We start from the raw sequence: 22,178 nt of genomic DNA, 5'->3' as shown, positions 1-22,178 counted from the left end.
GTCAGCCCTGCACCACACGCAGTACTTCGGCCAGGCTGGTCTCGCCGCGGGCCAGGCAGTCACTGGCCATCGCCACCAGGCTCTGGCGGCGCTCGGCCAGGTAGTCCTGCATGGCCAGTTCACTGGCGCCGTCATACAGCAGGCCGATGAGACCGGCGTCCAGTTCGATAAATTCGTACAGGCCCAAACGGCCGATATAGCCAGTGCTCTGGCACTGCTCGCAGCCCACCGCGTGGTAACTGCTGCCCAGCGCCGCGAGCTCAGGCCACAGCGCACGTTCGGCCGGCTGCAGTGGCTGCGCCACGGCGCAATGGCACAACCGCCGCACCAGGCGCTGGGCCAGTACACCGCGCAGGCACGATGCGATCAGGAACGGCTCGACGCCCATGTCGCGCAAGCGGGTGACCGCGCCCACTGCGCTGTTGGTGTGCAACGTCGACAGTACCAGGTGGCCGGTGAGGCTCGCCTGCACGGCGATCTGCGCAGTTTCCTGGTCGCGGATTTCGCCGAGCATGATCACATCCGGGTCCTGGCGCAGGATGGCACGCAGGCCGCTGGCGAAGGTCAGCCCGGCGCGCGGGTTGATGGCCGTCTGGCCGATGCCGGCGATGGCGTATTCCACCGGGTCCTCCACGGTGAGGATATTGCGGCTGCCGTCATTGAGGCTGTTGAGGCTGGCGTACAGGGTGGTGGTCTTGCCCGACCCGGTCGGCCCGGTGGACAGCACGATGCCGTTTGGCCTTGTCAGGCAGCTGCGCAGGCCGCGCAGTACTGCCGGGGGCATGCCCAGGTTGTCCAACGCCAGCAAGCTGGCCTGTTTGTCGAGCACACGCATGACCACGCGCTCACCGTGGATGCCGGGCAAGGTCGAGACGCGCACGTCCACCTCACGCCCGGCGGCGCGCAAGGTGATACGGCCGTCCTGGGGCTGGCGTTTCTCGGCGATGTCCAGGCGCGCCATGACCTTGATCCGCGACACCAGCATGGCCGACAACGCGCGCGGCGGGCGCAACACCTCGCGCAGGTGGCCGTCGACACGCAGCCGCACCACCAGGCTCTGCTCGAAGGTCTCGATATGGATGTCCGAAGCGCGCAGGCGCAGGGCCTGGCCGAACAGGCCGTTGATCAGGCGGATCACCGGCGCTTCATCATCGCTTTCGAGCAGGTCCTCGATGCGCGGCATTTCGCTCATCAGGCTGTCCAGGTCGACCTGTTCGCCGATGCCTTCGATCAGTGCTTCGGTGGCGGCATCCCCGGCCTGATACAACTGGCCGAGGCGTTCGTCGAACGCCGCAGCTTCCAGGTAGTGCAGGGCCACGGGCTGGCCGTGCACACGCAGCAGCTCCTGCAGCTGGTTACTGTCGGCATCGCGGCGCAGCCACAACTGCCAGCCAGCCTCGGACGGCGCCATGGCCAGCCCGGCCTGACGCGCAAGGCGATAGGGCAACATCACCAGTCCCCCCCGTCCAGGCGTGCGCGGCTGGCGGGGAACACCCGCAGCAGCTGGCCGTCCTGCGCAAGGCCTGGCAGCTTGAGCGGCGTGGTCTGCTGCAGGGTGCGGTACTTGTCTTCGCTCAACCCCGCCAGGCTGGGCCCGTCACGCAGGATCCGCGGGCGGATGAAAACCATCAGGTTCTGCTTGGTGTTCTTGCTGGCCTCGGACCGGAACAGCCGGCCCAGCCCTGGAATATCACCGAGAAACGGTACACGTTGATCGCTGGTGCTCAGCTCATCGCTGATCAGCCCGCCAAGGATCACCAGGCCATTGTCCTCGACCATGACCTTGGTCTTGATCTCGCGCTTGTTGGTGATCACGTCGCTGGCGGCGCTGGAGTCGGCGATCGATGAGACTTCCTGAACGATATCCAGGCGTACGCTGTTATCGATATTGATCTGCGGTTTTATGCGCAGCTTCACCCCTACTTCCTTGCGCTCGATGGTCTGGTAGGGGTTGGCGTTGTTCTGCGTCACGGAGCCGGTGACGAAGGGCACTTCCTGGCCGACCAGGATCGATGCTTCGGCGTTGTCCAGGGTCAGCAGGGTTGGCGTGGACAAGAGGTTGAAGCCGCTCTTGCCCTTCAGTGCGTTGATCAGCATGGCGAAGTTGAAGCCACCGCCGAAGTGGCCGATACCGGCCGTCACGCCTGTGGTGGCCGACAGCAGGTCACCCAGCGCTTCGTTGTCGCCACTGGCGGCGGCGCCCGCGATGTTGGCGATGTTCACCCCGTTGCTGCCGAAGTTGACGATGCCAGCGCCGAACTTTTCGTCGGCGAACAGCCACTGCACGCCAAGCTCCTGGGCGCGGCTGTCGGACACTTCGGCGATGATTGCTTCGACCACTACCTGGGCGCGGCGAATGTCCAACTGCTCGACGATGGAGCGGTAGGCGGCCAGTTCGCTGTCGGGGCCGACCATGACAACGGCATTGGTGCCCTCCTCGTACTCCAGGCGTATGCCCGAATCGCTGGCGGCGGCCATCACCGGCTGGTCCTTGGCCTCGCCCTCGCCTGTGCCCTCGCTGGGCACGACGCCTTCCTGGCTCAACCCGCGCAGCACCTTCACCACCTCGCCAGCATTGGCATGGCGCAGGTAGATCACCTGGGTGTTGCTGCTGTGCCGGTTCTCACTGGGCTGATCGAGCTGGCCCAACAAGGCTCGCACACGGTCGGTGCTGCCACGTACCAGCAAGGCATTGCTGCGTGGGTCAGCCACCACCTGGGTGCTATCTGCGCCCTGCTCGCGGGCCAACAGGCGGGTCAGCAACTGGGCGGTATCGGCGGCGCTGGCATGGCGCAGCGGCATGACCTTCAGGGGTTCGTCACTGACCTGGTCCAGCTGGCGCAACAGGCTGTCGATGCGTTCGAGGTTGCTGCGCCAATCAGTGACCACCAGCAGGTTTGCCGCAGGGTAAGGAGTGATCACACCGACACGGGGGTCGATCAGCGGCTTGAGAATACCGAGCATCTGCTCGCTGGCGGCGTTACGCACATTGAATACGCGGGTGGCCACGCCATCGCTGCCTTCGCTGGGCTTGCCGGCGGCCTCCACCGGCACCGGCTCAAGGCGCGCGGCCTGGTCGGGGACGATCTTCACGCTGCCATTGGGCAGATCGACCGCGGCATAGCCTTGGGCACGCAGCTGGGCAAGAAAGATATCGTAGATGGCATCGGCATCGTGGCGGTCGACGGTACGCACCGTGACCTTGCCTTTGACCCGCGGGTCGACGATGAAGGTGGTGCCGGTGATGCGCGACACGCTGTCGATGAACTCGCCCAGCTCGGTGTCGACGAAGTTCACCTCGTAAAGCGGTGAGCCGTTGTCATCGAAGGTTTCCGGTTCCTCTGCCCAGGCCGCAGACAGGGCCAGGGCCAAGGCAGCGGCCACGCAATATTTCACCCGCATCGTTCATCCTTGCCGCTTGAAGCCGGTCACGACGGGGCGTGGCGGCCAGGGCAAGCGTTCGCGCCGCCCCTGGTTGTCGAAAATCAGGCCATCGGCGTCGATGTCCTGCAATACGATCCCTGGTGCCAGGCGCTGGCCACGGCCCAAGGTACGCACCTGCTGGCCATAGCGCAGCACCACGACGCTGGCCGACAACGGCTGTGCCTTGAGGCCGCCGAGGTACTGCAATGGCAAGCGGGTGAGCGCAATCGAGCCATCGTCGCCTGGGGCCTGCCAATGGCCGACCAGCAACCCCGGCAGCGGCGCGTCGCGGGCGACCGGGGCGCTGGCCGGTTGCGGCTGGCGCGCCAGCTGCAGCACGCATTGGGCGGCAAGCCACCCGGCCAGCGTGAGCAGGCTGCCGGTCATCAGGCGAGCGGCGAGTGTCATGACATCAGCTGCCGTGGGTGCCAGCCTGGGTGGCCTTGCACGTAGCGCACCTGCGGTACCTGCAAGGCCGCCAGTTGCCAACCCGGCCGCTGTCGCCCGAGCCAGGCCTCGACCCGCTGCCACAACGGCTCACCCGCCTGCTGCTCGAATTGCAGGCCAAAGGTGCGGCACAGGCCCTGCACCGGCTCCAGGCCAGTGATGCGTTTGCCTTGTGGGCTGTAGCTCACCCCCCAGGCCTGGCTCTGCCAGCGTGGCAGGTCCTGGCTGTTGTCCAGCAGCAAAGGGTCACCGAACAGTTGCTCGGCCGCGTTTTCCAGCACCTGCTCGACCTGCCGGGCCGGCGCCTCGACCACCGGTGCCGGGTAGCCACCGGTGAGGCTGATCAGGTGCTCGCGCGTGATGGCCTCGCCAGCGGCCAATGGGTAGTCATAGCGAAGGCCCGGCAACAGCACCGGCATACTGCTGTCATCGGCCAGGGCCTGGTGCAGCAACGCGTCCCAACTGCCGCCACGCGTGTCGCGACGCCACAGCGCCTGGGGCGCAAGCGCAAGCGGCTGGTCGAGCCACGCTGCATGGCCTGCACGCTGCTGACGCAACTCGGCCTGCAACTGGCTGGCGCGCAACTGCGCTGCGGCTGAGAGTTGCTGGGCCACTGCCGGAACAAAACGCCCATCGAACTGCCATTGCCCAGCGACCTGTTGGCAGCGCAGGCGGAATGCACCGCTGCCCCGGCAACCGGCAAACAACACCGGTATGCGCCGGCCACTGGCCTGGGTCGCCTGTACCGGTGTGGGCCACAGGTCCTGGCCCCGCGCGCAGAGCAGCACATCGATCTGCGCCACGCGCTCGGCCAGCCACAGGCCTGGGCCGGTGCCGACATCCGCCAGCGCCACCACCAGGTCCGCTTCGCGGCGGGCCTGCTCGAAGGTCGGCAGCAGCGATTGGTACCACTGCTTGAGGGAGGCTTTCTGGTCCTGGGCGTAAGGGTCGGTGACGCCCACCACGGCGATGCGTGCACCGCCGCGCTCGAAGACGTGCAAAGGCTCCAGGCCCAAGGTTTTGCGTTGTTCATCGGCAATGCCTGCAGCAAGCGTCATCGCCGAAGACTGGTGGTAAAGCGCGGCACTGCGCTGTGGCCAGAGCACGCGCTCATCACTGCTCACACGCGCTTCGCTACCCAAGAGTTGGCTCCCCTGCACACCGCTCTCGCCCTGGGTCAGATAGGCCAGGCCACTTCCGTTCCAGCCCTGGCCATTCTCGAGGGTCAGGCTATTGCCCGGCCCCGCCTCGGCGCGCAGTTGTTCCAACAGGGCCGCGAGCACGGCATAGCCACCCAGTTGCACGCTGGCCGCCTGGCTGGCATCGAGCAAAGGCGCGAGCTCAGGGTGAGCCGCGCTGGCGCTGGCGCCGGTCATCCACGGTGCCCGGCCCAGGTGGCTGACCGGGCCCAGGCGCGTTGCCGGCACCACGGGCCGGCCGGGCTGGCGCGCATCGAGGGTGTCGGCGACGTACAACAGGTCCAGGCTGGCATTGCCGCCGCGCTGGCCCGGGAATGCAGAACAGGCACCGAGCAACGGTGCCAGGGCACCGACACCCATCCATCTGATCATCTCGCGCCTGTACACACTGCTTACCATCGGGCCCGCCATCCTTATCGAGTTCTTTCTGGGCCCCGGATGTTGCGGCGTTGGCATTACAGTTTGATGGCAGAAATCCGACAACCATTCCAGATTGTTCTTTCTGACCAAGCGATAAGAACTTAAAGTTTTAAAGCGACGTTAATATTTCTGCCAAAGAATCATCATCTTTGCGCTCTAAAGTCGCGGTTTCCTCCAACTCAGCCAATACAAGGACACCCTGATGAGTCGAGAAACCGGCGACAACCTGGACCGCAACCACAGTGGCAACCTGCCGATGGCCAGCGTCATGGACGCCTACCTAAGCCGTCGCAGCGTGATGCGTGGCAGCCTGGGTGCCGCTATCGCCATGATTGCCGGTACCGGCCTGACCGGCTGCTTCGACAGTGGCGATTCCGACAACGATGACCCGGCAACCGAGCCGCCGGTTACCGAACCTGAAGTACCGAAACTGGCACTGGGCTTCCAGTCCATCGCGGGCTCACGCACCGATGCCTGTGTCGTCGCCGCAGGCTACAGTGCCTACGTGCTGGCACCGTGGGGTACGCCGATCAACAGCAACGGCAACCCGTGGAAGTCGGACGGCAGCAATACCTCCAGCGACCAGGCCAACGCCATGGGCATGCACCATGACGGCATGCATTTCTTCCCTATCAATGGCAGCTCCGAAGACGGCCTGCTGGCGATCAACTTCGAATACATCGATGCCGCCGCCCTGCATCCCAACGGCCCGACCACCGACGCCAGCGGCAATCGCCCGGCCGAAGAAGTGCGCAAGGAAATCAACGCCCACGGTGCTGGCGTGGTGCGCCTGCAGAAGCTCAACGGGCGCTGGCAGGTGGTCGACAACGACCCGCTCAACCGCCGCTTCACGACCGCCTCACGCATGGAAATCACCGGCCCCTTGCGCGGCACCGACCACGTCAAGACCAAGTACTCGGCTGACGGTACCCACTGCCGCGGCACCAACAACAACTGCGGCAACGGCTACACCCCGTGGGGCACTTACCTGACCTGCGAAGAGAACTGGCCGGGCATCTTCGTCAACAAAGACACCCGCCCGGAAGACCAGCGACGCATCGGCGTCGGCACCTCCAGCGGCCAGTACAAGTGGGAGACCGCTGCCGGTGACAGCACCGAACAAAGCGATGAGTTCGCCCGCTTCGACGTGACCATCAAAGGGGCCAGCGCCACCGACGACTACCGCAACGAAGCCAGCACCTATGGCTACATCGTCGAGATCGATCCGTACAACAGCAGCACCTTGGCCACCAAGCGTACCGCGCTCGGCCGCTTCCGCCACGAGGGCTGCTGCCCGGGCCTGGCGGTGGCCGGTAAACCGCTGGTCTGGTACATGGGCGACGACTCTAACAACGAGTACCTGTACAAGTTCGTCTCCACCGCGCTGTGGGATGCCGCCGACGCAACCCCGGCCGACCGCCTGGCCACCGGCGCCAAGTACATGGACCAGGGCAACCTCTACGTGGCCCGCTTCAATGCAGACGGCACAGGCGAGTGGATTCTGCTCGACGTGGCCACCGCTACCACTGGCGGCAGCACCCTCGGGGCGCTGTACGGTGACCTGGCAGGCATCATCCTCAACACCCGCGGCGCGGGCGATGCAGTGGGTGCAACGCCGATGGACCGCCCGGAATGGACAGCGGTCCACCCGCTCAATGGCGATGTCTACCTGACGCTGACCAACAACAGCGCGCGCACTCCGGACAAAGTCGATGCGGCCAACCCGCGTGGCCCGAACCGCCACGGCCACATCATCCGCTGGCACGACAGCGACGATCACCTGAGCTTCACCTGGGACATCTTCGTGTTCGGCGCCAACGCTGCCGGTACCGCCGATATCAACCGCTCGGGCCTGACCGAGCTCAACCAGTTCGCCAGCCCCGACGGCATGAGCTTCGATAGCCGTGGCGTGTTGTGGTTCGAGACGGACAACGGCGAGAGCACGGTCACCGATTACACCAATGATCAGGTGCTGGCGGTGATCCCTACCGACCTGGTGGATGCCACTGGCAAACAGATACCGGTCAATGCCCAGAACCAGGTGGATTTACGTCGCTTCTTCGTCGGGCCTAACGGCTGCGAGGTGACCGGCATTGCCTTCAGCCCGGACAACAAGTCGATGTTCGTCAACATCCAGCACCCGCAGAACTGGCCTTACACCGACAAGGCCACCGATGTGACCCCGGCCGGGACCACGGTACGGCCGAGAGCTTCGACCGTGGTGATCCAGCGTGATGATGGCGGGGAAATCGGGACTGCCTGATCGGTTTGTGCATCAGGGCCGCTTTGCAGCCCATCGCCGGCTTGCCGGCGATGGGCTGCACGGCAGCCATTGAACATGATCACCAGACCATCGGCGCCCGACTCTTCACCCGCACCTGCTGCGCCGGCACCCGTGCATGCCACTGCACCACCCCCACGGCCTCCAGCTCAAACGCGCTGCGTATCGTCCTGCCCTGTTCTTCGAACGAAAGCTGCAACTGAAAATGCCCACTGTTGAGCAGCAACCCCTCGCTCAACCGCTCGAATGTTTCGTCGTCCACCGCCCCCAGCGCCTGGCGCAATGCCGCAGCATCTACATAGCCTGACGCCGGCCGACCACTGACGATGCGGCTGAGCAACGAACGGGGATACCGCCCTTCATAAAGCGCTTCGAGCAATGGCAGATGCTCCAGCCCTACGGCATTGGCATTCAGGCGCCAGCCGGTGGTCTGCGGCAACGCACACAACATTGGATAACGGTGCTGGCGCGAGGCATCTGGCTCGAGCAGCAGGTTCAACTCACTGGTATCGAGCATCGGCTGGTTGGCCGCCAGACGAGGCGGCTGCTGGCGCAGATACTGGGCACTTTCGGCCCCCTGCAGGCGCGCATCGCTGTCGCTGTCGAGCCAGTCCGCCAAGGCGTCGACCAGACGTTGCGCGGCCATGTTGTCACCCAGCAAACGCCGTAGCTGGCGTTCGGCACGTTCACCGTCATCCCCCAACAGCGCATTGACGTTGAAACAGGTGTGCTGGTCGTACACCCGCAGCTGTGCCTGGCCGGCGCCAAAGTCGTATTTCAGCGGTTGCCCCCGCAGCGCCTGCCAGAACAGCGGGCTAAGCCGCCAGGCGGGGTCACGCAAGGCCTGCTCGGCATAGGCCAGGCCAGCCTGTTCCATGGCCCGCACCTGTACCCGCTGGCGTAGCAACTGCACGTCATCGACCTGACGCCGCCCATCCTCCACCAGCCAGGCCATCCCCGCCGCGAGCATCGCCAGTACCACCAACACCATCAGCAGTGCAGCGCCCTGCTGTCGCTTGCCACCCATGGCGCAGCACTCCTCTTACCAGACAAGGCGCCAGTCAACAGGGGCGTTGTTGCAGGCACATTGCAAATACCTTGCAGTCATGTTCGCGTCATCTACGCGAGGCAGGATTGGCCTTTCTTTTCATGGCCTTACAGGAGTGGTCGTAATGGGTGGCATCGGAATCTGGCAACTGGTGATCGTACTGCTGATCGTGTTTCTGCTGTTTGGCACCAAGCGCCTCAAGGGCCTGGGCAGTGATGTTGGCGAAGCGATCCAGGGCTTTCGCAAGTCCATGGGCGGTGACAGCGATGCCAGCACCGCAGCCGCACCGCAGCAGGTACAACAGGAGCCACTGACCCGTTCGCCCACCCCACAACCGCACGCGGATCGGCAGGCCTGATGTTCGAGGTAGGCTTCAGCGAGATGCTGCTGGTAGGCATCGTCGCGCTGCTGGTGCTTGGCCCGGAACGCTTGCCCGTCGCTGCGCGTACGCTGGGCCGTGGCCTGGGCCAGGCGCGCCGGGCAATGCGGGGGCTGCGCGCGCAGATGGAACGGGAAATCGACATGCCCGACCTCGACAGCGCGCCACTGCAGCGCCTCGAGCAGCAACTGCGCCAGGGCATCAGCCTGAAGGCGGAACCGGCGCCTGACGCTGCACCCGTTACCGTCATTCGGGAGACCACCTCATGAGCATCGCCCTGGACCCAGCGGCACACATGCCGCTCACCGGGCACCTGCGCGACCTGCGCAAGCGCCTGGTGCGCTGCCTGCTATTGGTCGCGGTAGTGTTCGCCGGCCTGTTCCCCTTCGCCCAACAGCTCTACACACTGATTTCCGAACCGCTGCGCCGCTTCCTCCCGGAAGGCGCCAGCATGATCGCCACCAGTGTCACCTCGCCCTTTCTCACACCGTTCAAGCTGACGGCGATGTGCGCGCTGTTCCTGGCCATGCCGCTGCTGCTGCACCAGGCCTGGGGCTTCCTTGCGCCGGGCCTTTACCGGCGCGAACGGCGCATCGCCCTGCCCTTGCTGGTGTCGAGCATCGTGCTGTTCTACGCCGGCATGGCCTTCGCGTTCTACCTGGTATTCCCCATGATGTTCGGTTTCTTTGCCAGCGTGACGCCCGATGGCGTGGCGATGATGACGGACATCAGCCAGTACCTGGATTTCATCATGGCGCTGTTCCTGGCGTTCGGCCTGGCGTTCGAAATCCCGGTGGCAACGTTCATCGTGGTGTGGGTGGGGCTGGCCGATGTGGCCACGTTGCGGCGTAGCAGGCCCTACGTGATCGTTGGGTGCTTTGGGGTGGGGATGATTCTTACACCGCCGGACGTGTTTTCGCAGACGATGCTGGCGGTGCCCATGTGGATACTGTTCGAGCTGGGCCTGGTGGCCTGCGCGCTGGTCCACAGCAAGGCGGGTGGGCCGACAACGTGAGAGGAGCATCAGCTGATTCGGTAGCGCTGCCTCGTTAACTTCGTAATGCCTCGTCTACATGCTGCTTGTTCATCCGATCCCATCGCGAGGAACACCATGAACGAGCCCCTTGAAACTTCAGACGTCATTGGCGACACCACATTCAGCAGCAGCCTTGCCCTGGAGCAGTTGGGCAATCTCGCCAAAACCCTCGATGCCCAGCTGTTCACCCACCTGTTCAGGTCGGTGTTCGGCAGTGGCTTTGCGCCTGCGGTATTTGTCGAGTTGCAACGGCATCTGGCTGACGACACGCTGGCCAACCCCGCATTCAGGGTCGAGACGGGCCTGCCGACATGGACCGCCTATGACCCGGACGCGGAACAGATCCAGGTACAGCGCGAAGTCATAGATCAGGCACTTGAAAATCCGGAGATCACCGCCACGTTGCTGTTGGCGCTGATGCAGGTTTTTGCCCTGCATGTTCACAAGCTGCTTCGTCGATATGAGGGCGCAGCAGGCACCGAACCGGCAACCGAGCCCCCAGCAGAAAACCTCGGGGTCGCCTTTGCCCAGACGCTGCTCTTCTACAATGAGCCGATCGAAGCGGGTAGGACGTTCGCGATCTTTACCCACTCAGGCACTGAAACACCGTTGGTTGTGGCGTTCCCGACCCAGGAGCCACCCCACACTGACGAATTCGGTGCCGGCCGGGGCGACAAGAAGGCCAGCCATAGATCCTTCGGCCATGAATCGATTGAGGACGCACTGGAGGTCGCCGGCTTCGACAGCGCCCAGCGCAAGGCCATCTACTTCGGCAACTGGTTGCGGGACTACTCGCAACTGATTGACCCAAAACTGGTTCATCCGGTGCAAGGTGCAGGCGTCGATACCGCTGAAATCATTCAGAGCATCGCCAAAGGCCAACTGCCGAGAGTCTCGCGCAAGAAGCTGACAGCCATTGTCGACCTGTTTGCCCTGAAGGAATTCCATAGCCTGCAGCAGACACCCGAAGACCGCGCACACTACCGGGTGACCCCACAGATGCTTGGGGTCTACCGGGCCCACGAACACATCGACAACCCGACCACGCTGGACCGCAATGCCTTCGACCCGCGCAGCATCGACAAAGACTTCACTGCCCTTGTGTTCCCTGAACACAAGCAGAATGCGGTGCTGCCCAAGCGTTCGATGAAACGTTACATCCGCCGATCGATCGCCTACATGGTCAAACAGCTGGAGGCGGCCAAGAAGGAGGGCATGACTACCGAGGGCATGCGCCACTTTGGCGAGGCCTTGCACGTGCTCGAGGACTACTTTGCCCATTCGAACTTTGTCGAGCTCAGCTTGAAAAAACTGGGGCACGACAAGGTGCTGGTCTGGACCACGGGGATCGAGGCCAGAGAAAACAGCAGGCATGCCTGGCCTGTGGTCACCGGCATGTTCGGCGCTCTGGACATCGTCGGTAGCGTCGCCGACCCGCTGGCCAACTTGCTCTATGGTGATGAGTCATCCCCCACGCCCGAGCCTGGCGAACGCAGCGATTTCGACCAGGTCATGCTGATATTGCTCGAGGATGAGGATCCTCTGCTGCGCAATGCGTATGAGCTCTACCTGAAGGCCCGCGACAACGTACGTAAAAACGAGATCTACCGCTGGATCAACCAGGTGACAAAAGTCGCTCAGTTGCCCAACGAGGCGATTGGCTACGCCACCAACCTGATCAAGAAGCCCCTGCTCAAATGGGCAGGCGATCACATCGCAACCCTGCAAACACTGCTGGACACTGACCCCAACAGCGATGCCAGCGCCCTGGCAACCCATTCACAACTGGCCAAGGACCACGACACGCATCCCTTCCACACCCTGGCGGTACAGATGGCAACAGAAGCCGTGAAGGTCGTAGGCCAAGCGATGTTCGATCACTGGCAGGAAAACAGCGCAGCGTCTGGCGACCCCCGTGTATTGGCTGAGGGCATGATTGTTCACCCCTACGACACCGACCGATTCGATCAGATCGTCAAGGACTGGGCGCTCGCCAATCCACAACGGATCGAGCAGGGGGCGTCCGTCGAAACGCTCAGGCAGTTGCAGACAGACGAATTGGCAGAAGCAATGAAGGGTATAGGGGAGGCGCTGGAGACTGTCGTCAAGCACGTCGAGGAAATAGAACAGATAACCGATACGAGCTTCTGGAGCATCGTCAACAGCCCGGACGCGGGCCCTTCGCCCTTTGGCTGAAAACCACCGGTTTCAGAAATCCAGCAGGCGCCAGACCTCAAAGGCCGGCGTCTCGTACGGATGGCTCAGCCGCAGCGCAGCGACGACCTGAGCGATCAGGTCATCAGCCACCACCAGCTCCACCTTCCACTCCTCGACCACCTCGACCTGGCCGGTTTGCCCGAGGAACGGCTGGCTGCCGTCCAACGGGCGAAACTGGCCCTGGCCGAGGGTTTGCCAGGCGCAGTGGTCGTAGTCGCCGATACGCCCGCCACCGGCGGCGAATACGGCGGCCTTGACCACGTCGACGTGGCTGGCCGGGACGAAGAAGGCGAGCTTGTACACGCCTTAGTTCACCCAGACGCGCGCGTTACGGAACATACGCATCAGCGCGGCATCTTCCTGCCACTCATCCGGGCGCCAGGAGTTCTGCACGGCGCGGAACACGCGCTCCGGGTGCGGCATCATGATGGTCACGCGGCCGTCGCGGCTGGTCAGGCCGGTGATACCGCGCGGCGAGCCGTTCGGGTTCGCCGGGTAGGCCTCGGTGACCTTGCCGTGGTTGTCGACGTAGCGCAGGGCCACGCAACCGGACAGGTCGGCTTCCAGCAATGCCTCTTCGCTGGCGAATTCGGCATGGCCTTCGCCGTGGGCGATGGCGATCGGCATGCGCGAACCCGCCATGCCCTGCAGGAAGATCGAGTTGGACTTCTGCACCTCGACCATGGCCACGCGGGCTTCGAACTGCTCCGAACGGTTGCGCACGAAGTGCGGCCAGTACTCGGTGCCAGGGATCAGCTCGTGAAGGTTGGACATCATCTGGCAACCATTGCACACGCCCAGGGCGAAGCTGTCGGTACGCTCGAAGAAGGCCTGGAAGGCATCACGGGCACGGGCGTTGAACAAGGCCGACTTGGCCCAGCCTTCACCGGCCCCCAGCACGTCACCGTAGGAGAAGCCACCGCAGGCAACCAGGCCCTTGAAGGCTTCGAAGTCGACGCGGCCAGCGAGAATATCGCTCATGTGCACGTCGATGGCGGCGAAGCCGGCGCGGTCGAAGGCGGCAGCCATCTCGACCTGGCCGTTGACGCCCTGCTCACGCAGGATCGCCACTTGCGGGCGCACGCCTTTTTTGATGTACGGCGCTGCGATGTCCTCGTTGACGTCGTAGCCCACCTTGACCGACAGGCCAGGGTTGTCTTCTTCGAGCAGGGCGTCGAACTCCTGGTCGGCGCAGTCGGCGTTGTCGCGCAGACGCTGGACCTGGTAGCTGGTCTCGGCCCACTGGCGCTGCAGCATGCGGCGGTCGTCGTCGAACAGCACTTGGCCGTTCAGGCTGATGGACACCTCGGCGTTGTTGACCGGTTTGCCAATCACCGCCACGCAACCTTCGCCCAGGCCAGCGGCGCTGAACTGCGCCAGCACGTCCGGGGTGGCATCCTGGCGAACCTGGATGACAGCGCCCAGCTCTTCGTTGAAGAGGATGGCCGGCACGTCCTTGCTGTTGTCGGTCAGCGGGTCCAGTTGCAGGTCGAGGCCGCAGTGGCCGGCGAAGGCCATTTCCAGCACGGTGGTCAGCAGGCCGCCGTCGGACCGGTCGTGGTAGGCCAGCAGGTGGCCGTCGGCGTTCAGGCCCTGGATCACGGCGAAGAACGCCTTGAGGTCTTCGGCGTCGTCGACGTCCGGCGCCTGGGCGGCGATCTTGCCGTAGGTCTGGGCCAGGATCGACGCACCCATGCGGTTCTTGCCGCGGCCCAGGTCGATCAGGATCAGGTCAGTCTCGCCCTTGTCCATGCGCAGTTGCGGGGTCAGGGTCTTGCGGATGTCACTGACCGGGGCGAAGCCGGTGATGATCAGCGACATTGGCGAAGTGACGCTCTTCTCGACGCCCTCTTCACTCCACTTGGTCTTCATCGACATGGAGTCCTTGCCGACCGGGATGGTCAGGCCCAACTCCGGGCACAGCTCCATGCCGACAGCCTTGACGGTGTCGTACAGACGGGCGTCTTCGCCTGGGTGGCCGGCAGCGGACATCCAGTTGGCTGACAGTTTGATGTCGGACAGCTTTTCAATCTGCGCGGCAGCCAGGTTGGTCAGGGTTTCACCGATCGCCATGCGCCCGGACGCAGGCGCGTCGAGCACTGCCAGCGGCGTGCGCTCACCCATGGCCATGGCTTCACCGGTGTACACGTCGAAGCTGGTGGCCGTGACGGCGCAGTCGGCGACCGGAACCTGCCACGGGCCGACCATCTGGTCGCGGGCCACCAGGCCGGTGATGGTGCGGTCGCCGATGGTGATCAGGAAGCTCTTGCTGGCGACCGCCGGGTGGTTCAGAACACGCTGCACGGCGGTGTCCAGGTCCACCTTGCTCGGGTCGAAATCATCGCCCAGCTCGGCTTCGCGCGTGACCGAACGGTGCATGCGCGGCGGCTTGCCCAGCAGCACGTCAAGCGGCATGTCCACCGGCGTATTGCCGAAGTGGCTGTCGGTCACGGTCAGGTGCGGCTCTTCGGTGGCCTCGCCAACGACGGCGAACGGGCAGCGCTCGCGCTCACAGATGGCCTGGAAGCGTTCGAAGTCGACGGCGCTGACGGCCAGTACATAACGCTCTTGCGATTCGTTGCTCCAGATTTCGTGCGGGGCCATGCCCGGCTCGTCGTTGGGCACGTTGCGCAGTTCGAAGCGGCCACCGCGGCCACCGTCGTTCACCAGCTCAGGGAAGGCGTTGGAAATACCACCGGCGCCGACGTCATGGATGAAGGCGATCGGGTTGTTGTCGCCCAACTGCCAGCAACGGTCGATGACCTCCTGGCAACGACGCTCCATTTCCGGGTTTTCGCGCTGCACCGAGGCGAAGTCCAGGTCTGCGGAGCTGGCACCGGTGGCCACCGACGAAGCGGCGCCGCCGCCCAGGCCGATCAGCATGGCCGGGCCACCGAGCACGATCAGCTTGGCGCCGACGGTGATTTCGCCCTTCTGTACGTGGTCTTCACGGATGTTGCCCATACCGCCAGCGAGCATGATCGGCTTGTGGTAGCCGCGCACTTCTTCACCGTGCGGGGTGTTGATGGCCTGCTCGAAGGTACGGAAGTAGCCGGTCAGCGCCGGGCGACCGAATTCGTTGTTGAACGCTGCGCCACCCAGCGGGCCTTCGATCATGATGTCGAGGGCGTCAACGATCCGCTCAGGTTTACCGTAGGCCTGCTCCCATGGCTGTTCGAAGCCCGGGATACGCAGGTTGGACACGGTGAAGCCGGTCAGGCCGGCTTTGGGCTTGGCGCCACGGCCGGTAGCACCTTCGTCACGGATTTCGCCGCCCGAGCCGGTGGAGGCACCGGAGAACGGCGCGATGGCGGTCGGGTGGTTGTGCGTCTCGACCTTCATCAGGATGTGCACCGGCTCCTGCACCGCGCCGTACTGGCGGGTTTCAGGGTTCGGGAAGAAGCGGCCGGCAACGTTGCCGACGATCACCGAGGCGTTGTCCTTGTACGCAGACAGCACGCCTTCGCTGTGCATCTGGTAGGTGTTCTTGATCATGCCGAACAGGCTCTTTTCCTGAGCCTGGCCGTCGATGTCCCAACTAGCGTTGAAGATCTTGTGGCGGCAGTGTTCGGAGTTGGCCTGGGCGAACATCATCAGCTCGATGTCGTTCGGGTTGCGCTTGAGGCCCTGGAAGGCGTTGACCAGGTAGTCGATCTCGTCTTCGGCCAGGGCCAGGCCCAGCTCGATGTTGGCCTTGGCCAGCGCGTCGCGGCCACCGGCCAGGATATCGACCGACGTCATCGGCTTGGGCTGGGCGTGGCTGAACAGGTCGCTCGCCTGCTCCAGCTGGGCCAGCACGCGCTGGGTCATGCGGTCATGCAGTTCGGCGGCGACCACGGCGGCGTCGGCATCGCTCAGCTCACCGGCAACGTAGTAGGCGATGCCGCGCTCCAGGCGCTGGATCGACTGCAGGCCGCAGTTGTGGGCGATGTCGCTGGCCTTGCTGGCCCAAGGCGAGATGGTGCCCAGACGCGGCACGACCAGGAACAGGCGGCCAGTCGGCTCCTGCACCGGCACGCTCGGGCCGTACTTGAGCAGACGGCCCAGCACCTGCTGCTGGTCGGCGGTCAGCTCGCCGTCGACATCGGCGAAGTGGGCAAATTCGGCATACAAACCAGTAACAGCGGGGACTTTCTGGCTCAGTTGCTCGAGTAATTTACCGTGGCGAAAGGCAGAAAGGGCAGGAGCGCCGCGCAGGATCAACATCGTCGGGACAGCCTCAGGAAGGGGTGTGCTTAGAGGCCGTGCATTCTAGCCTAATTCCGCGGCTTGCGGCACCCGCCAGAGGGCAATGCTGCCGGGCGGCGGAACCGGACTTCGGGGTCAAAAAAAGCGACAGCCCGCACGCTGCACGCTGCAGGAAAAAACAGGTGCCGCGCAGGTCGCTTTTTTCCTGCCGCTTGCGCCGTGCTGCCGGGAGCCAGCATCACAGAACGCGCTACCAGACAACCTGGCAGTTGTCGAGATATGGCGCCCCCCGTCCTTTGCGTATACTGCAAGCTATGTTCGCCCATACTGCTTTGCGCCAGCGTTGCGCCAAATGGCTTTTCGCAACCGGTCTCTTTCTGTTGCTCGGTGCCTGCGTTGAAAAACCCAGCACCCTCGAGCGCGTGAAGGAGGACGGCGTGCTGCGCGTGATCACCCGCAACAGCCCGGCCACTTACTTCCAGGACCGCAACGGCGAAACCGGCTTCGAGTACGAGCTGGTCAAGCGTTTCGCCGACGATCTTGGCGTGAAGCTGGAGATCGAGACCGCCGACAACCTCGACGAATTGTTCGACGACCTGGGCAAACCGTCAGGCCCTGTGCTGGCAGCGGCCGGCCTGGTCAGCAGCGAACGGCGCAAGACCCAGGCAAGGTTCTCCCATCCTTACCTGGAAGTGACCCCTCAAGTCATCTATCGCAACGGCCGCTCGCGCCCCACCGCCCCCCAGGGCCTGGTCGGCAAGAAGATCATGGTGCTCAAAGGCAGCAGCCATGCCGACCAGCTGGCTGAATTGAAAAGGCGGTATCCGGGCCTGGAATACGAAGAGTCCGACGCGGTCGAGGTGGTCGACCTGTTGCGCATGGTCGATGAAGGGCAGATCGACCTGACCCTGGTCGACTCCAACGAACTGGCGATGAACCAGGTGTACTTCCCCAACGTGCGGGTAGCCTTCGACCTTGGCGAAACCCGCAACCAACGCTGGGCAGTGGCCCCAGGCGAAGACAACAGCCTGCTGAACGAAGTCAACGAGTTCCTCGACAAATCCCAGAAAAATGGCACGCTGCAGCGCTTGAAAGAGCGTTATTACGGCCACGTCGACGTGCTCGGTTACGTGGGCGCCTACACCTTTGCGCAGCATTTGCAGCAGCGCCTGCCCAAGTACGAAAAATACTTCAAGAGCTACGCCAAGGTTGAACAGGTGGACTGGCGCCTGCTGGCCGCGATCGGTTATCAGGAATCGCTGTGGCAACCGGAAGTCACGTCCAAGACCGGCGTACGCGGCCTGATGATGCTGACCCAGCGCACCGCCCAGGCGATGGGCGTGTTCAACCGCCTGGACCCCAGGCAGAGCATCAAAGGTGGCGCCAAATACTTCATGCTGGTCAAGCAGCAGCTCGATGACAGCATCAAGGAGCCAGACCGCACCTGGTTCGCCCTGGCGGCGTACAACGTCGGCAGCGGCCACCTTGAAGACGCGCGCACGCTGGCCAAACGGGAAAAGCTCAACCCGAACAAGTGGCTGGACGTGAAGAAGATGCTGCCGCGCCTGGCGCAGAAACAGTGGTACCGCCAGACCAAGTACGGTTACGCCCGGGGTGGCGAGCCGGTACATTTCGTGGCCAACATCCGCCGTTACTACGACATCCTCACCTGGGTGACCCAGCCGCAGTTGGAAGGCCAGGTGGCCGAGGGCAGCCTGCATGTGCCTGGCGTGAACAAGGACAAGCCGGCAGAGCAGTCGCCGCCGATGTGACGCTCAAGGCCCTATCGCCGGCAAGCCGGCTTCCACAGGGTCAGCGCCAGTCTTGTCGTTGCGCCGCACCTGTAGCTACCGGCTTGCCGGCGATGCGGCAAAAACAGGCTAGGCCTTGGCCCGCCGGGCCTTGAAGAAGTCGCTGAGGATCTGCCCGCATTCTTCAGCCAGTACCCCGCCCTCGAACATTACCCGATGGTTCAGAAAGCCCTGGCTGAAGAACTGCCCCTGGCTCTGCACGATGCCCGCCTTGGGCTCCAGCGCACCGTAGACCACCCGCGCCACCCGCGAATGCACGATCAACCCCGCGCACATGCTGCAAGGCTCCAGGGTCACGTACAAGGTGCTGCCCGGCAGCCGGTAATTGCTGGCGGATTTCGCCGCCGCACGGATGGCGACCATTTCGGCATGGGCACTGGGGTCGCTGTCGATGATAGGCCGGTTGAAGCCCTGCCCGATGACCTGGCCGTGCTGCACCAGCACCGCCCCCACCGGCACCTCGCCCAGCGCTGCACCTTGTGCAGCCAGGTCCAGGGCCAGGCGCATGAACGCCTGATCATGGCTGCGATCGATGATCTGTGGGCGCATCAGACCACCGCAATCGCGGCCATCAGGCCGGTTTCCATGTGGTCGATGACGTGGCAGTGGAACATCCAGGTACCTGGATTATCGGCCACCAGCGCCACCTGGGCCCGCTCGTTCTTGCCAAGCAGGTAGGTATCGGTGAACCACGGCTCGACGATCTTGTGCCTGTTGGAGGCAATCACCTTGAAGCTCATGCCATGCAGGTGAATCGGGTGCTGGTACTGGGTCATGTTCTTCAACTCGAAGATGTAGCTCTTGCCTTTTTGCAGCGTGGCGATCGGCCGGTCGGCGCAGGTCTTGTCGGTGATGTCCCAGGCCTGACCATTGATCTGCCACAGGCTAGGCGGCCTGCCATTGTCGGTGTTGACCGAAACCTTGCCCACCCATTCGAAATTGAAGTTCAGCTTTTCGGCATTCTCCAGGTCCGGCTCGGCCACCGGGTTCGGTGGCAAGGCAGGCGGCCAGTCGCTGGGCGCATCATTGCTGGGCACCGAGCGCAACGTGCCCAAGCGGACGAAGCCATCGCGCAGGGAAATTTCTTCACCTGCCTGGGGGATGCGGATCGCCAGACAGATACGCATGCCTGGCCCCAGCCAGTACTCGTCATCGAGCACACGCGGGGTGACCGGATTGCCATCGAGGGCATAGATTCTGGCCTCGTGATCACCGCCCTTGAGGTTCAGGCGATAGGTCCAGGTGTTGTCCAGGTTGAGCAGACGCAGGCGCACAACCTGCCCGGCCGGTAATTCGGTTACCGAATCAGCCTGGCCATTGATGGTGATCAGCCGGCCAGCGGTACCATTGCGCGCCGCTTCGCGGGGGATGCTGAACGGCAGCCAGGCACCCTGCTCGTCCACGTGCCAGTTCTTCAGGCTCAGCGTGCGCTCATGCAAAAAACCGCTGGGCTCGCGCTCCTCGACGATCAGTGGGCCGACCAGGCCGCGCCCGAGCTCTTCAGAGCTGCTGACGTGCGGGTGATACCAGTAACTGCCGGCGTCAGGCACGCGGAACTTGTAGTCGAAATACTCGCCCGGCTTGACCGGCAACTGCGACACATACGGCACACCGTCCATCTCCAGCGGCAGGCGGATGCCATGCCAGTGAATGGTGGTTTCCACCGGCAGGTGGTTGATGAAGCGCACCCGCAACCAGGTGCCCTGGCGGACCCGCAGCTCGGTACCGGGTGCCGACGGGCCGAAGGCCCAGGCCTCGGTCTTGAAGCCAGGCACGAGCTCGACCTCCAGAGGCGCCGCGATCAGTTCGTAGTCGTGCCCGGCATTCTCATCCTCGACCTTGCCCAGCCAGTACCGCGCTGCGCCTCCGGCGCCCAGGCCTACCACAACCAGGCCAGTGAGGCCCTTGAGCATTTGTCGACGGGTGAAGGACATCGGTGCGGGTACCTCGTTTGAGCGCAATCAAGCTGCCAGCACAGCTGGCGATGAAGGGCGAATACGATACACCTGCAAATGCGAAAGATTAAGTGAAGTCTCGTCGCAGGGGGCTCATCGCCCTTCCCAGATACGACGAGGGCGCCTTGCGGCGCCCTCGTGGCTCAACTCATTCCCACTCGATAGTGGCCGGCGGTTTGCTCGACACGTCGTAGGTGACGCGCGAGATACCGTCGATTTCGTTGATGATACGGCCGCTGACGGTCTCCAGCAGGTCGTAAGGCAGGTGCGCCCAGCGCGCGGTCATGAAGTCCACGGTCTCGACAGCACGCAGGGCCACGACCCAGGCGTAGCGACGGCCGTCGCCCACGACACCCACCGACTTCACCGGCTGGAACACCACGAACGCCTGGCTGGTCTTGTGGTACCAGTCGGCCTTGCGCAGCTCTTCGATGAAGATGTGGTCGGCGCGACGCAGAATGTCGGCGTACTCCTTCTTCACTTCACCGAGGATCCGCACACCCAGGCCTGGGCCTGGGAACGGGTGGCGGTAGACCATGTCGTACGGCAGGCCGAGTTCCAGGCCGATCTTGCGCACTTCGTCCTTGAACAGCTCACGCAGCGGTTCGACCAGCTTGAGGTTCATTTCCTCCGGCAGGCCACCCACGTTGTGGTGCGACTTGATCACGTGAGCCTTGCCGCTCTTGGCGCCGGCCGACTCGATCACGTCCGGGTAGATGGTGCCCTGGGCGAGGAACTGGATGTTTTCCAGTTTGCTGGCTTCGGCGTCGAACACATCGATGAAGGTACGGCCGATGATCTTGCGCTTTTTCTCCGGGTCGGCTTCGCCTTCCAGGTTGTCGAGGAACTGCTTCTCGGCATCGGCACGGATCACTTTCACGCCCATGTTCTCTTTGAACATGGCCATCACCTGATCGCCTTCGTGCAGGCGCAGCAGGCCGTTGTCGACAAAGACGCAGGTCAGCTGGTCGCCGATGGCGCGGTGCAGCAGCGCAGCGACCACCGAGGAATCGACACCGCCAGACAGGCCCAGCAGAACGTTGGCCGAGCCGACTTGCTGACGCACCTGGGCGATGGCGTCTTCGACGATGTTCGAAGGGGTCCACAGGGCTTCACAGCCACAGATGTCCTGCACGAAGCGGGACAGGATGCGACCGCCCTGCTTGGTGTGGGTCACTTCCGGGTGGAACTGCACGCCGTAGTAGCCGCGCGCGTCGTCGAACATGCCGGCGATCGGGCAGCTCGGGGTGCTGGCCAGGATGTTGAAGTTGCCCGGCATCTGGGTGACCTTGTCGCCGTGGCTCATCCACACGTCCAGGCCCAGTACGCCGTCGCCATCGACGTGGTCTTCGATGCCGTCGAGCAGGCGGCTCTTGCCGACCACGTCAACACGGGCATAACCGAACTCGCGCAGGTCCGAACCTTCGACCTTGCCGCCCAGTTGCTCGGCCATGGTCTGCATGCCGTAGCAGATGCCCAGCAGCGGTACGTTCAGGTCGAACACGGCCTGCGGAGCACGCGGGCTGTTGGCTTCGTGGACCGACTCGGGGCCGCCGGCGAGGATGATGCCGCGCGGGTTGAATTCGCGGATCGCTTCATCGTCCATGTCGAACGGATGCAGTTCGCAGTAGACACCGATCTCACGCACGCGGCGGGCGATCAGCTGGGTGTACTGAGAACCGAAATCGAGGATCAGGATGCGGTGAGCGTGAATGTCGAGGGCCATGACTCAATCTCTGGTGCAGCTGCAAGCGTCTAGCTGCGAGCTGCAAGT

At 63.8% G+C, this 22,178-nt stretch carries 16 protein-coding genes; 6 read left to right on the top strand and 10 right to left on the bottom strand.

What is annotated here, in order from left to right:
• Window position 1: 1 nt before the first annotated feature.
• Genes JNA92_RS08715 through JNA92_RS08700 form a run of 4 tightly spaced genes read right to left on the bottom strand, consistent with a single transcriptional unit; the run spans window position 2 to window position 5,468 of the window.
• Window positions 2-1,450 (bottom strand): GspE/PulE family protein, encoded by a 1,449-nt coding sequence (locus JNA92_RS08715; protein ID WP_241804315.1) that lies wholly within the window; start codon window positions 1,448-1,450, stop codon window positions 2-4.
• Window positions 1,450-3,402, bottom strand: a complete 1,953-nt coding sequence (gene gspD, locus JNA92_RS08710; protein WP_241804314.1) for a type II secretion system secretin GspD — start codon at window positions 3,400-3,402, stop codon at window positions 1,450-1,452. The genes JNA92_RS08715 and gspD overlap by 1 nt, the downstream gene beginning before the upstream one ends.
• A gap of 3 nt (window positions 3,403-3,405) precedes the next feature.
• Window positions 3,406-3,831 carry a pilus assembly protein PilZ gene (locus tag JNA92_RS08705; RefSeq protein ID WP_241804313.1) on the bottom strand — a complete coding sequence of 142 codons (426 nt, stop codon included), beginning with the start codon at window positions 3,829-3,831 and terminating at the stop codon, window positions 3,406-3,408.
• On the bottom strand, window positions 3,828-5,468 hold the full coding sequence (locus tag JNA92_RS08700) for a lipoprotein UxpA (RefSeq protein WP_241804312.1): 1,641 nt from the start codon (window positions 5,466-5,468) through the stop codon (window positions 3,828-3,830). The genes JNA92_RS08705 and JNA92_RS08700 overlap by 4 nt, the downstream gene beginning before the upstream one ends.
• Before the next feature lie 223 nt (window positions 5,469-5,691).
• Between JNA92_RS08700 and JNA92_RS08695 the strand changes: the two genes are divergently transcribed.
• The gene (locus JNA92_RS08695; protein WP_241804311.1) at window positions 5,692-7,752 is read left to right on the top strand and encodes a PhoX family protein; all 2,061 of its coding nucleotides are present in this window, start codon (window positions 5,692-5,694) and stop codon (window positions 7,750-7,752) included.
• 79 nt (window positions 7,753-7,831) lie between these two features.
• Here the strand turns inward: JNA92_RS08695 and gspK are convergent, their stop codons facing one another.
• The gene (gene gspK / locus JNA92_RS08690; RefSeq protein WP_241804310.1) at window positions 7,832-8,797 is read right to left on the bottom strand and encodes a type II secretion system minor pseudopilin GspK; all 966 of its coding nucleotides are present in this window, start codon (window positions 8,795-8,797) and stop codon (window positions 7,832-7,834) included.
• Window positions 8,798-8,942: 145 nt separating this feature from the next.
• On the opposite strand from gspK, the gene tatA reads away from it, so the two are divergent.
• The 4 genes from tatA (at window position 8,943) to JNA92_RS08670 (ending at window position 12,429) form a co-directional block, all read left to right on the top strand.
• Entirely contained in the window at window positions 8,943-9,176 is a 234-nt protein-coding gene (gene tatA / locus JNA92_RS08685; protein WP_241804309.1) for a twin-arginine translocase TatA/TatE family subunit, read from the top strand.
• Complete coding sequence (tatB, locus tag JNA92_RS08680; RefSeq protein ID WP_241804308.1) at window positions 9,176-9,466, top strand: Sec-independent protein translocase protein TatB; 291 nt, start codon at window positions 9,176-9,178, stop codon at window positions 9,464-9,466. Before tatA ends, tatB begins: the two co-directional genes overlap by 1 nt.
• Window positions 9,463-10,212 carry a twin-arginine translocase subunit TatC gene (gene tatC / locus JNA92_RS08675; protein ID WP_241804307.1) on the top strand — a complete coding sequence of 250 codons (750 nt, stop codon included), beginning with the start codon at window positions 9,463-9,465 and terminating at the stop codon, window positions 10,210-10,212. The genes tatB and tatC overlap by 4 nt, the downstream gene beginning before the upstream one ends.
• A 96-nt stretch (window positions 10,213-10,308) precedes the next feature.
• On the top strand, window positions 10,309-12,429 hold the full coding sequence (locus JNA92_RS08670; RefSeq protein ID WP_241804306.1) for a Het-C domain-containing protein: 2,121 nt from the start codon (window positions 10,309-10,311) through the stop codon (window positions 12,427-12,429).
• A gap of 12 nt (window positions 12,430-12,441) precedes the next feature.
• On the opposite strand, the gene JNA92_RS08665 is transcribed toward JNA92_RS08670, so the two are convergent.
• Entirely contained in the window at window positions 12,442-12,753 is a 312-nt protein-coding gene (locus JNA92_RS08665) for an NGG1p interacting factor NIF3 (RefSeq protein WP_241804305.1), read from the bottom strand.
• 3 nt (window positions 12,754-12,756) lie between these two features.
• Window positions 12,757-16,656, bottom strand: a complete 3,900-nt coding sequence (purL, locus tag JNA92_RS08660; RefSeq protein WP_241804304.1) for a phosphoribosylformylglycinamidine synthase — start codon at window positions 16,654-16,656, stop codon at window positions 12,757-12,759.
• 296 nt (window positions 16,657-16,952) lie between these two features.
• Here purL and mltF point away from each other — a divergent pair, with 296 nt between their 5' ends.
• Window positions 16,953-18,410, top strand: coding sequence for a membrane-bound lytic murein transglycosylase MltF (gene mltF, locus JNA92_RS08655; RefSeq protein ID WP_241804303.1), 1,458 nt, complete (start codon window positions 16,953-16,955; stop codon window positions 18,408-18,410).
• A 108-nt stretch (window positions 18,411-18,518) separates the two neighbouring features.
• On the opposite strand, the gene tadA is transcribed toward mltF, so the two are convergent.
• The 3 genes from tadA to guaA form a co-directional block, all read right to left on the bottom strand.
• Entirely contained in the window at window positions 18,519-18,998 is a 480-nt protein-coding gene (gene tadA / locus JNA92_RS08650) for a tRNA adenosine(34) deaminase TadA (protein ID WP_241804302.1), read from the bottom strand.
• Entirely contained in the window at window positions 18,998-20,383 is a 1,386-nt protein-coding gene (locus tag JNA92_RS08645; protein ID WP_241804301.1) for a multicopper oxidase family protein, read from the bottom strand. Before JNA92_RS08645 ends, tadA begins: the two co-directional genes overlap by 1 nt.
• A 169-nt stretch (window positions 20,384-20,552) precedes the next feature.
• Complete coding sequence (gene guaA / locus JNA92_RS08640) at window positions 20,553-22,130, bottom strand: glutamine-hydrolyzing GMP synthase (protein ID WP_241804300.1); 1,578 nt, start codon at window positions 22,128-22,130, stop codon at window positions 20,553-20,555.
• Window positions 22,131-22,178: the final 48 nt, after the last annotated feature.

This window comes from Pseudomonas putida, assembly GCF_022627325.1.
Taxonomy (GTDB): domain Bacteria; phylum Pseudomonadota; class Gammaproteobacteria; order Pseudomonadales; family Pseudomonadaceae; genus Aquipseudomonas; species Aquipseudomonas putida_X.
This window is presented reverse-complemented; position numbering and strand designations above follow the sequence as displayed.